The organism is Aestuariibaculum suncheonense (assembly GCF_014596935.1).
In the GTDB taxonomy this organism is placed as follows: domain Bacteria; phylum Bacteroidota; class Bacteroidia; order Flavobacteriales; family Flavobacteriaceae; genus Aestuariibaculum; species Aestuariibaculum suncheonense.
This window is the reverse complement of sequence record NZ_JACVXC010000003.1, coordinates 389,148-405,706: the sequence shown is the minus strand read 5'-3', so window position 1 is coordinate 405,706 and position 16,559 is coordinate 389,148. Positions and strand designations below refer to the sequence as shown.

14 protein-coding genes are annotated in these 16,559 nt (G+C 35.9%); 5 read left to right on the top strand and 9 right to left on the bottom strand.

The genetic code is table 11. The annotated features are described in order from the left end of the window. Window positions 1–9: 9 nt before the first annotated feature. From dnaN to ICJ84_RS09970, 5 genes are all read right to left on the bottom strand, one after another. Window positions 10–1,128, bottom strand: a complete 1,119-nt coding sequence (gene dnaN / locus ICJ84_RS09990) for a DNA polymerase III subunit beta (protein WP_188216251.1) — start codon at window positions 1,126–1,128, stop codon at window positions 10–12. 179 nt (window positions 1,129–1,307) lie between these two features. Then, window positions 1,308–2,975 (bottom strand): gliding motility-associated ABC transporter substrate-binding protein GldG, encoded by a 1,668-nt coding sequence (gene gldG, locus ICJ84_RS09985; RefSeq protein WP_188216250.1) that lies wholly within the window; start codon window positions 2,973–2,975, stop codon window positions 1,308–1,310. Next, on the bottom strand, window positions 2,968–3,453 hold the full coding sequence (locus ICJ84_RS09980) for a hypothetical protein (RefSeq protein ID WP_188216249.1): 486 nt from the start codon (window positions 3,451–3,453) through the stop codon (window positions 2,968–2,970). The genes gldG and ICJ84_RS09980 overlap by 8 nt, the downstream gene beginning before the upstream one ends. Next, window positions 3,450–4,169 carry a gliding motility-associated ABC transporter permease subunit GldF gene (gldF, locus tag ICJ84_RS09975; RefSeq protein WP_188216248.1) on the bottom strand — a complete coding sequence of 240 codons (720 nt, stop codon included), beginning with the start codon at window positions 4,167–4,169 and terminating at the stop codon, window positions 3,450–3,452. Before gldF ends, ICJ84_RS09980 begins: the two co-directional genes overlap by 4 nt. 108 nt (window positions 4,170–4,277) lie before the next feature. After that, window positions 4,278–5,138 (bottom strand): SAM hydrolase/SAM-dependent halogenase family protein, encoded by an 861-nt coding sequence (locus tag ICJ84_RS09970; protein WP_188216247.1) that lies wholly within the window; start codon window positions 5,136–5,138, stop codon window positions 4,278–4,280. Window positions 5,139–5,292: 154 nt separating this feature from the next. Here ICJ84_RS09970 and ICJ84_RS09965 point away from each other — a divergent pair, with 154 nt between their 5' ends. Both ICJ84_RS09965 and ICJ84_RS09960 read left to right on the top strand, forming a co-directional pair. Then, entirely contained in the window at window positions 5,293–6,246 is a 954-nt protein-coding gene (locus tag ICJ84_RS09965; protein WP_188216246.1) for a PhoH family protein, read from the top strand. 215 nt (window positions 6,247–6,461) lie between these two features. Beyond that, entirely contained in the window at window positions 6,462–7,418 is a 957-nt protein-coding gene (locus tag ICJ84_RS09960; RefSeq protein WP_188216245.1) for a phosphoribosylaminoimidazolesuccinocarboxamide synthase, read from the top strand. A 52-nt stretch (window positions 7,419–7,470) separates the two neighbouring features. Here ICJ84_RS09960 and ICJ84_RS09955 read toward each other — a convergent pair whose 3' ends face one another. Continuing rightward, on the bottom strand, window positions 7,471–8,046 hold the full coding sequence (locus ICJ84_RS09955; RefSeq protein ID WP_188216244.1) for a Crp/Fnr family transcriptional regulator: 576 nt from the start codon (window positions 8,044–8,046) through the stop codon (window positions 7,471–7,473). A 124-nt stretch (window positions 8,047–8,170) separates the two neighbouring features. Then, on the bottom strand, window positions 8,171–9,259 hold the full coding sequence (locus ICJ84_RS09950; protein ID WP_188216243.1) for a heparan-alpha-glucosaminide N-acetyltransferase domain-containing protein: 1,089 nt from the start codon (window positions 9,257–9,259) through the stop codon (window positions 8,171–8,173). A gap of 335 nt (window positions 9,260–9,594) precedes the next feature. On the opposite strand from ICJ84_RS09950, the gene ICJ84_RS09945 reads away from it, so the two are divergent. From ICJ84_RS09945 to acs, 3 genes are all read left to right on the top strand, one after another. After that, window positions 9,595–9,852 carry a DUF4212 domain-containing protein gene (locus tag ICJ84_RS09945; RefSeq protein WP_188216242.1) on the top strand — a complete coding sequence of 86 codons (258 nt, stop codon included), beginning with the start codon at window positions 9,595–9,597 and terminating at the stop codon, window positions 9,850–9,852. Further along, on the top strand, window positions 9,839–11,566 hold the full coding sequence (locus ICJ84_RS09940; RefSeq protein ID WP_188216241.1) for a sodium:solute symporter family protein: 1,728 nt from the start codon (window positions 9,839–9,841) through the stop codon (window positions 11,564–11,566). The genes ICJ84_RS09945 and ICJ84_RS09940 overlap by 14 nt, the downstream gene beginning before the upstream one ends. 132 nt (window positions 11,567–11,698) lie before the next feature. Beyond that, window positions 11,699–13,606 carry an acetate--CoA ligase gene (acs, locus tag ICJ84_RS09935; protein ID WP_188216240.1) on the top strand — a complete coding sequence of 636 codons (1,908 nt, stop codon included), beginning with the start codon at window positions 11,699–11,701 and terminating at the stop codon, window positions 13,604–13,606. Between the two features lie 344 nt (window positions 13,607–13,950). Here the strand turns inward: acs and ICJ84_RS09930 are convergent, their stop codons facing one another. Both ICJ84_RS09930 and ICJ84_RS09925 read right to left on the bottom strand, forming a co-directional pair. Beyond that, window positions 13,951–14,613: a 3'-5' exonuclease gene (locus tag ICJ84_RS09930; RefSeq protein ID WP_188216239.1), complete on the bottom strand. Its 663-nt coding sequence runs from the start codon at window positions 14,611–14,613 to the stop codon at window positions 13,951–13,953. Further along, window positions 14,613–16,532, bottom strand: a complete 1,920-nt coding sequence (locus ICJ84_RS09925) for a DUF294 nucleotidyltransferase-like domain-containing protein (protein ID WP_188216238.1) — start codon at window positions 16,530–16,532, stop codon at window positions 14,613–14,615. The genes ICJ84_RS09930 and ICJ84_RS09925 overlap by 1 nt, the downstream gene beginning before the upstream one ends. Window positions 16,533–16,559: the final 27 nt, after the last annotated feature.

Sequence of the window (16,559 nt, the reverse complement as noted above, 5' to 3'; positions counted from 1 at the left end):
ATAATTTTTTTAGCTATTTAACATAACTGGCATCACAAGCATAGTAATTTGCTCGCCATCGTCTAATCCGTCGATAGGGGTTAAGATTCCGGCACGGTTTGGCATACTCATTTCTAACTGTACTTCATCAGAATTTAAGTTGTTAAGCATTTCGGTTAAGAAGCGCGAGTTGAAGCCGATTTGCATATCGTCACCCTGATAATCACAAGTTAAACGTTCTTCTGCCTTGTTGCTGTAGTCGATATCTTCAGCAGAAATGTTTAATTCAGCGCCTGCAATTTTTAAACGAATTTGGTGCGTGGTTTTGTTAGAGAAAATACTAACACGACGCACAGAGTTCGAGAATTGTGTTCTGTCGATGACTAATTTATTCGGATTTTCCTTAGGGATTACCGCTTCGTAGTTAGGGTATTTACCATCAATTAAACGACAAATCAAAGTCGAATTTTCAAAGATGAATTTTGCGTTAGAATCGTTGTACTCAATGGTTACATCTTCTTCGCTACCAGCTAAAATACCTTTCAATAAGTTTAAAGGTTTTTTAGGCATAATGAATTCTGCGACCTGACTCGCTTTAATATCTTCACGAGTATATTTCACCAATTTATGAGCATCGGTAGCTACAAAAGTTAAACCTTCAGTTGAGAATTGAAAAAACACACCGCTCATTACCGGACGTAAGTCGTCGTTTCCGGCAGCAAAAATAGTTTTGCTAATGGCTGTAGCTAAAACATCACCTAAAACCACTGTTTTACTAGGGTCTTCAAGTACCACGGCTTTTGGAAATTCTTTCCCGCTGGCATAAGCTAAAGCATATTTACCATGATTTGAGCTTATTTCAACCGTGTTATTATCTTCAATAACAAAGGTTAAAGGTTGCTCAGGAAACGTTTTTAAAGTATCTAATAACAAACGTGCAGGAATAGCAACGCTACCTTCACTATTACTTTCTACTTCTAAAGTAGAAGACATAGTTGTTTCTAAATCGCTTGCAGAAACGGTTAACTTAGATTGGTTTAATTCAAATAAAAAGTTATCTAAAATAGGTAAGGTATTAGAGCTATTAATAACCCCGCCTAAAACTTGCAATTGTTTTAATAAATAGGTACTTGATACTATAAATTTCATGTTTTAACTTTATGGTTTTGGTTGATTACATGCGACCATTACAAGCTAAAACTGTGTTTTGTGACACAGAAGTAACATGATGATGTGTTACATGTAAAAGAACTTCGTTTAAGTCTTGAATTATACTACTTACAAATATATTCCTTAGCTATTAATAAAGGAAACAAACTTATTAACATTTAAGCGCCGTATTTTTTCTTTCTTACGTAATTATAAGTAAAACCAAAGATTGTAAGCAATACAAGCGGTAGCGCAATGTTTATAAGTTGCCATTTGGTCTTTTCGGCGGCTATTTTTTGTAAATTTAAAAAAGCAACATCTATGCGTTTAGAACGAATGTTTATAAGTCCGGTATCGTCTAAAAGATAGTTCACAGCATTTAATAAAAACTCTTTGTTGCCGTAGGTTTGTCCGGTCCAGCGGTCGAAACCCAATTCCTGAGGAACACCTCTAACCACATCGTTTTTAATCACGTCGCCATCGGCTATCACAATCATTTTTGTTGGAACGCTTACATTTTTTTCCTGTTGTAATTTGAATGGTTTTATGCGATTGCCATAAACCGAAGGAAATTCGCCTTCAAGTAATACGGCAAGTGTCTGGTTGCCTTTATTGAAAAGCGCCGGATTTTGTTCTTTGGTAACTAAATCTAAACTAATTTCTCTTGGTGTACCTTCCAGTTTGGTTAACGGTGCACTTTCTAAAAGAATGGTTTTAGAAACGTTATTTTTTAAGGTATCAATCTGATTTGCGAAATCGAAGCGCACCAGATTTAAATTATTTACAATCGGGTGATTGATGTTATTTGAAGCTAACGGAGAATACGGCCAGCGTAAATTTTGAAACTGAGAATTACTGCCTTCACCAATAGCCAAAGTGATAGGAGCAGAGTACAGGGTACTGGTAATTACCGGATTGATGCGTACGCCGTATTTAAAGAAAAAATCAGTTAGATTTAAATCTCTGGTTACGGCAAAGTTTCGTCCGGTATCGTTGTACAAACTGTCTTTTTCCATTATTACAGCATCAACCATCCAAAGACTTTTTCCACCATTCATGGTGTATTGGTCTAAAACCAGTTTTTCCTGTTCAGAGAAGGCTTCGGTTGGTTTTGCGGCTATAACTAGATCAAAATCCTTTAATTTTTCAAGTGATTTTTGCGGATTGTTAGAAACGCTATCTAAAGTAAAGGGCGCAATAAAATAATATTCACCAAGCTTTTTAATGAAATCGGCAATGTATTTATCATCTAATTCGTTGTTGCCTTTTAAAACGGCAATTTTTTGTTGTTTTGGTGTTACCAGTTTTTTAAATCCATCAGCAAAAGCGTATTCTAAATGCTGAACGGAGTTGGTAACCAACTCTTGTTGTGAAGCTCCAATTTTGTTTTTTATTAACGGAATAATTACCGTTTGCTCGTTGTAACTCGCTAATGCCCATGGAAAAATAATAGCTTGAGAGGTTTTGCCGCTTTCCTGGACACTTAACTGCATGGGGGTTAATCCCCTTGCTGTTAACTGCTGAATGTTTCGTTCACGTGTCGATTCGTCTTCCAATGGATTGATAAAATTGAAAACGATATTACTGTTTTCAGCTGCGAATTCTTCTAATAATTGTTTGGTTTCATTTTGAAGTCTTCTAAATTCCGAAGGGAAATCATCACCTTTTAAAAAGACATCGACAATAATAGGAGATTCGACATCTTTTAAAATATCAATAGCCGCGTCGCTTAGGGTATAACGGCTGTCTTCGGTTAAATCGAAACGTTCAAAAACCTTGCTGCTTATAACATTTACCAGCACTAAGGCCAGGGCAAAAATGGCTGTATGTTTAATGTTTTTATTCAAACTTTTTCTCTAATTGATATTGTTTTGCGCTTATAACTTTATTGTCTTTAAAAATAAGTTCTAAACATTCTTGATTCATATTAAAAGCACCTGGTTTAAAGCCTAAGTTATAATTCCATATTTCAGGTGAATTGGCCTTGATGCTGTCATCCCAACCAAACCATTCGCTTTTTCCTAAAAGTAATTCTACGTCTTCTTTAGTCTTGCCTATAAATAAGTTGTTCTTAACAATTTCGTTACTCATTTCATAGCGTAAAGCAGGGGAACTTTCCCATGCTTTGGCATTAAAATGTTTTTCGTGATGATAACTTGTAAAAATATTTATAAGTGGATAAAATACATAAAAATAGACTATAGGCGTTAAACCTAAAGCAATTAAAAAACTTAGCCATTTACGTCTGTCTATAGTGTTGGTAAATAACCAAAGCAAAGCAAAGACAATAATTAAAAAGATAACGAACAGGGGCGTTAAAATCATTTTTGTTCCTGATTAATAGTTAATTTGGTTAGCATTAAAAATAATGCAGTTATGCTCAAAAAATAAATAATATCTCGGGTATCTAAAACACCCCGACTCATGCTTTTGTAATGCGAACTCATCCCTAGTTGATCGATAATGTCACTCGCCATAAAATCGGCTACACCTTCAAAACCAATGTAGAATAGGAAACATAAAAACACAGCCAAAATAAAAGCAACAATTTGATTGCTGGATAGGGTAGACGTAAAGATACCTATAGCTGTGTAGGCAGCAACTAAAAACAGCAGACCAAAGTACGAACCTAAAGTACTCCCTATATCTAAATTACCAACAGGATTTCCTAACTCATAAACGGTGTAAACATATAAAAATGTAGGAATTAGAGCAATTATAATTAAAACGAAGGCGCCGAAATACTTACCTAAAACAATATTGAGATGCGAAATAGGTTTCGTTAATAAAAGCTCGAGTGTACCTTGTTTTTTCTCGTCTGAAAAGCTTCGCATCGTTACTGCTGGAATTAAGAAAATTAAAATCCATGGCGCTAGTAGGAAGAATGATGACAGGTCGGCAAAACCGTAATCCAGAATATTGAATTCACCTTTAAAAAGCCACAAAAACAAACTATTTAATAATAAGAATATAGCGATAACCAAATAGCCGATTGGCGAAGCAAAAAATGAGTTTATTTCTTTTTTTAAAATGGCGAGCATTTATATGTATTATAAGTTAAACAAGTGTTTTTTTACAAAGTTAAAATTACTAAGAAAAGCTTCAGAACATAGTTAAGTAACCTCCATTTTTACAATTCTTATTAACATTTATAACTGGATATTTGGGAGTATTGATTCTGAGATAAAATTGATACTTACGGTATCCATTAGTGAGAGCCCCATTAAAGTAGAGGCACTACCCACCGTAGCACTATTACTCTTATAAACGGCAATTTCTAAAAAGTTTCCGGAATTAAAAACGACCATACCGCGACCTTCATCATGACGTTTTTCTTCAGGCACATCAAAATTAACAATATCGCTGTATTTCAAATATATTTTTTTGAACTTATGATTACGTGCCGAAATCTCAAAGGCACGACCTTTCTGTATAGTTTCAAAAAAGCTGCGTTTAATATTGGTTACCACGTTTCCGTAATTATCAATGTAAATCACGCTACCAATAATCTGGGTTTTATCGTCGTTGACATAGGGAATCACATTTCTAATCGGTTTGATTTTTGAAATGGTTTTTCCAATTACTTCTAAAGTGCCGCCACGGGCAATATGGCAGGCTACTTTTACAAAAACGTCTAATACAGGGAAGCTCGATTGTATTTTGTCGTGAATATTGATTTCAACAATTTTTTCCGGCGTAATTTCAGAGCAAATCATACTCATAATGCCATTGTTGGCACAAATAAAATAGTGATCGTCCAGCTTTAAAGCGATGTGTTTGTTTTCCTTGTTTATTTCAGAATCGATACCAATAATATGAATCGATCCTTTCGGAAAACTGCTGTAGGCATTTTGTATAATATACGCTGCTTCTAAAATATTAAAAGGCGATACACTGTGTGAGATATCAACAATTCTAACATCGGGTAATTCGGTATAGATAGCTCCTTTTGTCGCGCCAGCAAAGTAATCTTTCTCTCCAAAATCGGTTGTTAATGTAATAATCGCCATCGGCAAAATTGTTGATATGTTTTTAGTGTTATCTGACCCAAATTTATGTATTTTTGAGTTGAAACAGAGTTCCACAAAACTAATAAATCATTTGGTCTGATTAAATATTATTTTAACTTTATCTCTGTAGTAACCTAAAAATAAACCGACGCTTTTGAACGAAATTATTATCGAACTTGAAGAGATTTCTCCAAAAGAATTTTTTGGAGCACAAAACACCAATATCGAACTTCTAAAAAAGTATTTTCCAAAGCTTAAAATAGTAGCGCGAGGAAATAAAGTAAAAGCCTTTGGCGATGAAGAATTACTGGAAGAATTCGATCACCGAATCAATATGCTACTAAAGCATTTTGCTAAATACAATAAAATAGACGAAAACACGATTGAACGCGTATTAACCAGCCAAAGTAGTGATGATTACAATACATCAGAACAAAGCGGTGAGGTTATTGTGCACGGGGTGGGAGGTAAACTCATTCGAGCGCAAACAGCTAACCAACGCAAATTAGTAGAAAGTATGCGTGAAAACGATATGGTGTTTGCTATCGGGCCAGCAGGAACCGGTAAAACGTATACTGGCGTGGCACTTGCAGTTCAGGCGTTAAAAAACAAAGAGGTTAAACGAATCATATTAACCCGTCCGGCAGTAGAAGCGGGAGAAAATCTAGGGTTTTTACCGGGGGATTTAAAAGAAAAATTAGATCCCTATATGCAACCGTTGTACGACGCCTTACGCGATATGATTCCAGCCGAAAAACTGGCGCTTTACATAGAAAACGGCACGATTCAAATTGCGCCATTGGCTTTTATGCGTGGTCGTACATTGGATAATGCCTTTGTAATTCTTGATGAGGGGCAAAATACTACACACGCGCAAATGAAAATGTTCTTAACGCGTATGGGGAAAAATGCCAAGTTCTTATTAACCGGCGATCCGGGACAAATCGATTTACCACGACGCACCATTTCAGGATTAAAAGAAGCCTTGTTAATCTTAAAGAATGTAGAAGGTGTAGGCATGATTTTTCTGGACGATAAAGACGTTATTCGTCACCGTTTGGTTAAGAAAGTTATTGAAGCTTATAAAAGTATCGAAAACAGAGAATAATTTTTTAGAAGCTGTAACCTGCTCTCGGCAGTCGCTCATAGCCTTGTTTCACTCAGGTTTAGCAAGGTTAAAAGAGCTTCAACAAATGCCTCAATCAAAGCTAAACTTAATTTAGGAATGATTTAATCATTTTTAAGCAGTGATAATCGATTAAATGCCGAACAATTTGGTAAATTTGCAGCATCAAAAATCAGATATTAAATAAAAACGAATTCGTGGCAAATACAGATAACACCATAATTGACACAAACTTTAATTTTCCTGGACAAAAAAATGTATACAAAGGTAAAGTTAGAGAAGTATATAACATAAACGATGAGCAATTAGTGATGATTGCTACCGATAGACTTTCGGCATTCGACGTGGTTATGCCAAAAGGTATTCCGTACAAAGGGCAAATTCTAAATCAAATTGCCACCAAAATGATGGCTGCAACTGAAGATTTAGTGCCTAACTGGTTGACAGCAACCCCTGATCCTAACGTAGCTGTTGGTCATTTATGTGAGCCGTTTAAAGTAGAAATGGTCATTAGAGGCTATATGTCAGGTCACGCAGCTCGTGAGTACAAAGCAGGTAAACGTTTACTTTGTGGTGTACCAATGCCAGAAGGCATGAAGGAAAATGATAGGTTTCCTGAGCCAATTATTACTCCTGCGACAAAAGCAGAAATGGGAGATCATGATGAAGATATCTCTCGTGAGGATATTTTAAAGCGTGGGATTGTTAGTGAAGCAGATTATTTGGTTTTAGAAGATTACACTCGTAAACTATTTAAACGTGGGACTGAAATTGCTGCAGCACGTGGTTTGATTTTAGTAGATACCAAATACGAATTTGGTAAAACTAAAGATGGTAAAATTGTTTTAATTGATGAAATCCACACACCGGATTCTTCGCGTTACTTTTATGCTGAAGGATATCAGGAGCGTCAGGATAACGGAGAGGCACAAAAGCAGTTGAGCAAAGAGTTTGTTCGTCAATGGTTAATTAGCAATAATTTTCAAGGTTTGGAAGGGCAAACTGTTCCGGAAATGAGTGATGAGTATATTGCCTCTGTAAGTGAACGTTATATTGAGTTATATGAAAACATTACAGGAGAAACCTTTGTTAAGGCTGATGTTAGTAATATTCAGGAGCGTATTGAAAATAATGTATTAAACTATTTGAAATAGTATTTCAATAGCATATAAATAAAAAACGCCCTTTAAATTTAAAGGGCGATTTTTATTTATCATTTCTGTTAGCATTTTTTCTAATTCTACTTAACGATTGTGTGGCAATGCCTAAATAGCTGGCCAAATACTTTTGGGGGATTCGGTTTATTAAACTTGGCGCTTCCTTTTGTATTTTATAGTATCGAGCCTCAGCAGTTTCTGTCATACTCTCAATAAGGCGTTGTTCCATGTAATCCTGAACTTCGTTAAGCATTTTTCTGGTAAATATGCGCCAGGAGTCCATTCTCATTAGTTCGAGATACTGTTCTAGTGTCACGCGCCAAAGAACCGTTTTTTCTAGGGTTTGTAAATTTTCTTTTGACGGAATTTGCTTGATAAAACTCACTCTGGAAGTCATACAGTAGGGTGCAGGAATAAAAAATTTAGTAATTTCCTGATTGTTTCGAGTTTCGAAACAGCGGATTAACCCTTCTTCAACAAAATAAAAATATTCACAAACACCTCCTTCAGAAAGGAGAACTTCATTTTTTTTACACACCACTTTCTTAAATACTGATGCGACAAGTTGCCAATCGTCGTGAGGCATATCTACATAGTGTTCAATAAAAGATTTGAAATTATTCATAGGTTGAATGAGAGGGTGCTACTTCTTTTGGAAAAAAGAATACGTTAGGGTTATTAAGTAAATTTACTTTAATTAAATAATCTATGAAAATAAAAAGTTATTTATTAGATAAATACTGTAAAGGTTATTTTTTAAAAACGCCGCTAATTTTACTAGCCAGGCTATACACGAAATGATTGGTTTTCGCATAGTGAAACGAGATAAGGCACACCACGATAATAAATGTTAAAGCGCCTAAAACGGCTTCGGTTGGTTCTAAGGATTTGTTAAACCAGTGTTTTAAACCATAGCCAGTAAAACTTCCGTAAAGGATAATAAAATGAATGACGTACATCGACAAGGTTTTCTCCCCAATTTTGGCAATGATGGACTGCTTTAAAAAGCGCTCCAAAGTATAAAAAATGCCAAATAAAATAAATACGTTTCCTAATCGGATAAATAAATAATTGTAGTCGGCACTACGTTTAAGCAATTCAATGTTGGTTAAGGCGTGAAGTTTTAATAGGGTCCATGTTGAGTAATACATCAATAAATAGCCGAGAATGAAAAATGAAGCAATAGTAACTATTTTAAAACGGTTTCTGTGAGCGTGTCTGAAAAAAACAGTTGAGATAAACGCCCCAAATGCCGAATAGCCAAACCAGGGTAGTATAGTGAAAACAGAGCCGTTAACTTTAGTCATGTAGTTTGCTATAACCAGTGGAAGATTATCTATCACTAGATTTCTATATAAGGGTTCTGAAATAAAACAAAGACATCCAATAATAGCCAAAATGATTGAAAAGAGATAACTGTACTGTTTAAATAAAACATGTAAGCACACCAAAATAATTAAAGACAAGCCAATACATTGCAGGACATCAATAACAAGGAAATAGGTGTTGAAGTAGCCACTAAACCAACTAATTAAATTAATTCTAAGGCTGTAACCAATTCCTAATAGCAGTAAGCCTCGAAACAATCCTTTTTTAATTCGGGGTTTATCATCGCCTTTTTCATTGGCACGTAACAATAAATAAGTAAAAACCAATCCGGAAATCGTGAAAAACGTAGGTGCCGTAATACCTCTAAAATACGACCAGATGCTATAAGCAGTATTCGTGCTGTCTCTGTAAACAGGATCGAGAAGCGTATCAATAAAATGGCCTTGAAGCATCATTAAAATAGCAAATGCTCTAACAGCATCAATAAAATATAGACGACTAGCTTGCACAGGTATTTTGGATTTGGTTTCGATAAAGATACTTTTTAATAATTAAATAGAAATGGCTGGCAAATGTATTGCAAAATATAATTATTTGTATGTTTTGAGTGGTTTTAATTAGAATAATGAATTTGATTTTATTTATAAATTTAAAATGGACAAATATCAATTGTAGTTTTCAGTGTAAGTATTATATTAGCGAAGTATGATGTTTTGAAAATTATGTAACAGTCATAATTAAATGTTGCGGAATAACCAGCCGAAATCATAAAATATCATTCAAAATAGTTATGAATTATTCATTTTAATTAAAATATAATACCAATTAAACTAAATATAATATCATGTCAAAAAGTAACGCAAAAGCGTATTGGAGAGAGAATTTAAAATACCTCTTCATCCTGTTAGCCATATGGTTTGTAGTCTCCTATGGTGCAGGAATTTTATTTAAAGATGCCTTGAATGAAATACGACTAGGAGGCTTTAAGTTAGGGTTCTGGTTTGCACAGCAAGGATCCATTTATGTCTTTGTTATTCTAATTTTCGTATACGTTCGTCTCATGAATAAACTGGATAAAAAGTATGGTTATGATGGCGAATAGGATTTTATTACTTGCATCTTTAGATGTACAAACATGGACATACATTATTGTCGGATTTACATTTACAATTTATATCGGAATAGCCATTTGGACTCGCGCGGCTTCAACCAAAGATTTTTATGTTGCAGGAGGTGGCGTTTCGCCTTTAGCTAACGGTATGGCTACTGCAGCCGACTGGATGAGTGCGGCATCGTTCATTTCTATGGCCGGAATCATCTCCTTTGCGGGGTACGATGGTGCGGTTTATCTTATGGGATGGACAGGCGGTTATGTGCTTCTCGCATTACTTTTAGCGCCGTATTTACGCAAGTTCGGAAAGTTTACCGTTCCTGATTTTATTGGCGATCGTTATTATTCAAATACGGCGCGTTTTGTTGGTGTTATTTGCGCCCTTTTAGTGTCCTTTACTTATGTTGCCGGGCAAATGCGTGGTGTTGGTCTGGTGTTTTCCAGATTCTTAGAAGTCGATATTAATACAGGGGTAATGATCGGGATGTTTATCGTATTATTCTATGCGGTACTTGGAGGCATGAAAGGCATTACCTATACGCAGGTAGCTCAGTATTGTGTGCTTATTTTTGCGTTTATGGTTCCAGCCATTTTTATTTCTATTCAAATGACTGGTAATCCGATTCCTCAGTTAGGTTTTGGTGATACCTTAGCCGATGGTTCCGGAACCTACTTATTAGATAAATTAGACGGGTTAAGTACCGATCTTGGTTTTGCCGAATATACTGAAGGCTCTAAATCAATGACCGACGTTTTTGCAATTACCTTAGCCTTAATGGTTGGTACGGCTGGTTTACCACATGTCATCGTGCGTTTCTTTACAGTGAAGCGTGTAAGAGATGCTCGTAAATCTGCCGGATTAGCATTATTATTAATCGCAATTTTATATACCACTGCACCAGCAGTATCGGTATTTGCCAGGACGAATTTAATTGAAACGGTTTCAAATAAGCCTTACGATAATATGCCGGAATGGTTTAAAAAATGGGAATTAACAGGGTTAATCACCTTTACTGATAAAAATGAAGATGGAAATATTCAGTATTTAGCAGATAAGGAAAAGAATGAACTGGTTGTCGACAACGACATTATGGTATTAGCAAATCCTGAAATTGCCAGATTACCAAATTGGGTGATTGCTTTAGTAGCCGCCGGTTCATTAGCCGCGGCACTTTCTACAGCTGCTGGATTATTATTGGTTATTTCGGCGTCTGTATCGCACGATTTAATTAAAAAGATGATCAATCCTAATATTTCAGAACAAGGAGAATTAATCGCAGCACGTTTATCGGCTATAGTAGCAGTAGGTATTGCAGCGTATTTCGGAATTCACCCGCCTGGGTTTGTGGCAGCAACGGTAGCTTTGGCTTTTGGTTTGGCGGCAGCGTCATTTTTCCCGGCGATTATTTTAGGAATTTTTTACAAGCGTATGAATAAAGAAGGTGCCATTGCAGGGATGATTGTCGGGATATCTTCTATGATTTTTTATATGCTGAAATTTAAGTTCGGATGGTTTGACGGCGGAACAAAAGACGACTGGTGGTTTGGTATTTCACCAGAAGGTTTTGGTACGGTAGCCATGATTTTAAATTTTGTTGTGTCTATAGTCATTATGAAGTTTACACCGGCTCCACCTGAAGATGTTCAGCAAATTGTAGAGAATATTAGAATTCCAAGCGGAGCAGGAGAAGCCACGCATCATTAATAGAAAATCAGGTAATGTCTGTCTACGGAGAAATGTATTCCGTAGAAAAAACTTAGTTAGGAAAAAGAAAATTTATAATTTAGGAAGCGCTTAAAAAGTTTAGGCGTTGTTCAAAAATTGCAAAATAAAAACATGAGTAATTATCACATAAAACATTTAGAAGAATACTATCAAGTTTATAGAAAATCAATTAGAGAGCCAGAAAATTTCTGGGAAGAAGTCGCCGAAGAACATTTTATGTGGCGCAAAAAATGGGATAAAGTGTTAAGTTGGGATTTTTCAAAGCCGGAAGTTAAATGGTTTGAAGGCGCGCAACTTAATATCACCGAAAACTGTATTGATCGTCATTTAACAACACGTGGGGATAAAACTGCAATTCTTTTTGAACCTAACAGTGCTGATGAGCCGGCCCAACATATCACTTATAAAGATTTATATAAGCGCGTTAACAAGTTTGCCAACGTTTTAAAAGCGCAAGGTATTACCAAAGGCGATCGTGTTTGTATTTATTTACCAATGATTCCTGAATTGGCGGTTTCTGTTCTGGCTTGTGCTAGAATTGGAGCGATTCATTCGGTGGTTTTTGCCGGGTTTTCGTCTTCCGCTTTAGCGACACGTATTAATGATAGTGATTGTAAAATGGTAATTACCAGTGATGGCTCGTATCGTGGCGCGAAATCTATCGATTTAAAGGGGATTGTTGATGATGCTTTAGAAGATTGTCCTGGCGTAGAATCGGTTTTAGTGGCCAAACGCATTCATTCGGAAGTTGTGATGAAAGAAGGACGCGATTTATGGCTGCAACCTCTTTTAGACGAGGCTTCAGAAGACTGTCGAGCAGAAGTTATGAATGCTGAAGATCCATTATTTATTTTGTACACCTCAGGTTCCACTGGAAAACCTAAGGGAATGGTACATACTACAGCGGGTTATATGGTTTATACAGCTTACACGTTTAAAAATGTATTCCAATATCGTGAAGAAGATATTTATTGGTGCACAGCCGATGTGGGTTGGATTACAGGACACAGTTACATTGTTTATGGTCCGCTAGCTAACGGAGCAACATCCGTGATGTTTGAAGGAGTGCCAAGTTTTCCGGATTTCGGACGTTTCTGGGAGATTGTTGAAAAACATAAAGTTACTCAATTCTATACCGCGCCAACAGCCATTCGTGCTTTAGCGAAAGAAGGTGTGGGATATCTGGAAAAATATGATTTATCGTCTGTAAAAGTATTGGGAACCGTTGGGGAACCAATTAATGAAGAAGCGTGGCACTGGTACGATGATAACGTAGGAAAGAAGAAAGCTCCTATAGTAGATACCTGGTGGCAAACGGAAACCGGAGGAATTATGATTACGCCAATACCCTTTGTAACTCCTACCAAGCCCACTTATGCAACATTGCCATTTATTGGAATTCAACCAGCATTAATGGATGAAAATGGACAGGAAATTAAAGGAAATCAGGTGGATGGTCGTTTATGTATAAAATTCCCTTGGCCTAGTATGGCGCGAACCATTTGGGGTGATCATCAACGCTATAAGGATACTTATTTTTCAGCTTATGAAAATAAATATTTTACCGGAGACGGGGCCTTACGTGACGAAGTAGGATATTACAGAATTACAGGTCGTGTGGATGATGTGATTATTGTATCTGGTCATAATTTAGGAACAGCCCCAATTGAGGATGCTATTAATGAGCATCCAGCGGTTTCAGAAAGTGCGATTGTAGGATTCCCGCATGATATTAAGGGAAATGCACTTTATGGTTATGTTACTTTGAAAGAATTTGGGGAGACCAGGGATCATAATAACTTACGTAAAGAGATTAATCAGGTAATTACCGAGCAAATAGGACCGATAGCGAAGCTAGATAAAATTCAGTTTACAGCAGGATTACCGAAAACACGTTCCGGAAAAATTATGCGTCGTATTTTACGTAAAATAGCGAGTAAGGACACGTCTAATTTAGGAGATACGAGTACCTTGCTGAATCCTGAAGTGGTTCAGGATATTATCGATAATGCTTTGTAATTATTGAAGTTATAAAATTAAAAAAAAACATAAGCATTGAATAAATGGGGAAATTTGGAGTTATACTAATTGCAATAATACTTTTTTTAGTAATGAACATTCTTTTTTATAAAGTACTTGCTGGTTATTATAAAAACGAATTTGGTAAAAGAAGATGGAGCTTAGGAGGCTCGAAAACATTTTTCTGGAATGGGTCTATTTTCTTCAGTGCTGGCGTAACATGTTTAATTATGTATATTCTAAAATGGATAAATATTTTGACGTTTTAGTTAATACAGAATAGAGATAAAATAAAAAGCGGATTCAATTAAGTTTGAATCCGCTTTTTTATTCGTTTTGAATTTTTATCGATTTAATAAATAGCCCCAGTTGAGATGTTTTTTCTTATCGAGACGCCCTAAAATCTTTAGAAATACTAAGGCTGTAATAAGTGCATCGCCAGTAGCGGTGTGTCGGTCTACAGTAGGTACATTCAGTTCTTTACACAAATAATCCAAACTGTAGGGTTTGGTTTTGTCTTGATAAATAATGTGAAGCGATCGTTTGTACAACACGCCAGTGTCAATAAATCGGTTTTTTAGCTTTCCGAGGCCATGTCGTTGCAACATTTCGTTAATCATGCCTTTATCAAAACCGGCATGGTGAGCAATTAAAATATCACCTTTTACATAGTTTAGAAATGCTTGAATGGCTTCGATTTCGGAAATCTTATCAATAGAATCTGATTTCATCAACTCATGAATCTCCACTGTTTCGGGATTAAAAATATCTTGTTTTAAATAGAGTTCTAAAGTGTTGTTGACATCGATTCTTTTGCCAACAAATGAAACAGCACCAATTGAAAGGACACGGTCTTCCTTAATATCAAAACCTGTCGTTTCGGTATCGAAAGCAATGAATCTGGTATCGGTAACAGAAGTGTCCTTTTTGTTTTTAAAATGACTAAGATACTCTTCCCAGAAATCCGGGTGATTTTTCTTTGTTTTAAAAAAATTCAGAAATCCCATTACACAAAGTTTTTTAAATCGAATCTAAGAGTTAAGGTTTCCTGAATTTCATTAATTGGTTTAAAACAGCGTCTTAATTTCAATTGTTCTTCTTTGGTTAAAGTCCCTATTTCTATGAATTTTCCCGAATTGTTATGTAGTAAACCTTGTTTGGTTTTAAATTTCGATAAGGCTTTAAACGCATACGAGCAGGATTCGTAAAGTTCTTTATTATTGGGTTCTATTTCAGCTAATTTTTCAAAACGCTCATAGGTACTGTTTACACCTTTAATGCGATTGCTAAGCGTTAGTAATCGGGCAGCGTCAATTAAAGGCATTAAAGCACGACTTTTAATATTGAACAGATCTTTTTGGTCTCCGTTTTTTTCTACTAAAAATTGTTTAAAAAAACCAAGAGGAGAAGGGTTTTTCAAAGCATCTCGACCTAAAAATCTAAAGAATAATTGCGTTTTATCTAAGGTTTCGTAAATAGAATCAGATAGGCGGCTGGTTAAAGATTCGTCTCCATAAACGGGACTAAAATCGAAGAAGATTGACGATAGCAGAATGGCTTTTTCATCAGGGTTTAAAATCCAGTTATTGAATTGTTCTTTCCAATCTGTCAGGGATTTACACCATTCCGGGTTACGGGCCATCATATCGGCTTCGCAGTATTCGAAACCAATTTTGTTTAAGGATTTATTGACGTATTTCGCCAAGTCTAAAAAGTAAGCTTTGGTTTCTTCGTATTTTTCCTTAGGAACATCTTCAAAAATAATTGCGTTATCCTGATCGGTAAATAGTAGTTGTTCTTTTCGTCCCTGACTGCCTAAAGCCATCCAGGCGAATTTCACCGGTGGTTTAGAAGGCATTTTTTTAAGAGCTATTTGAACGGCTCGGAGGGAAACGGCATCGTTAATTTGAGCTATTAACTTTATAATGTGCGATAATGGAATGTTCTGTTCTAAATAACTTTTAATTAAAGTTTCGGCTTTTAGTCGAGCAGCTCGTAAGGCACGAGTGCGCTTAGCACGTTTAATTTCTTTTAAGATTACCGAAGGATTATTTCCTAAAGTTACCAGAACGTCATGATGTGTTAATACACCAATTAATTTAGAGTTTATCGTACCATCTTTAGTAATACATAAGTGACCGATGTTGTGCTTAATCATTTGCAACTGACCGTCGGCAACGGTAATATTCTTTTTACTCGTGATTACCGGCGAACTCATGATGTTGGTGACCTGAGTATCAATAGGAAAACGGCCGGTAGCGATTTTGTTTTTAATATCACTATTGGTAATAATGCCCACGGGGTGGTTGTCTTCATTAACGACAATAATACAACCAATTCGGTGTTTACTCATTGTAATGGCAGCTTCTTTTAAACAAGAGTTTACATTACAGGTTATAGGGTTTTTGGAGTAATTAGCTGTTTGGAAATTGACCATATCCTGCGTCGTGTTCGGTAAGTAATCAACGAAAATTTTACCGGTTTCTTCCGCTGTGTACGGGTCGTAAGTGTTGGTCGCAAAGGCCGTGATTAAAAACTTTTGTACCTGAGCATTGTCATGCGTTACCGATTGAAAAACATCAATCGGTATGGCATAAACAATAGATTCTTCATTAGCAGTTGCTGTAAGCTTATAATTTTCTTTCGCGATAAGAGGTCGTAAGCCAAACACATCACCACCGTCACTAATATTAATGATTTCCTGCGTATTGTTATTTGTGGTGTGAAAAAGTGTAATCGCCCCATTTCGTGTCATATAAAAATGGTCATTAAACGAATCACCTTTTTTAAAAATGGTATCTCCTTTATCTAAATAAACGATAGAAACTTGTCCGGAAATGAGTAATAAATCATCTGCTTTGATGAAATTAAACGGTGGATATTTTTTTATAAAATCGTTAACGCGTTCTGCAATGGAATTTTTCAATGGTTACAAGAAATTTTTCTAGTTAAG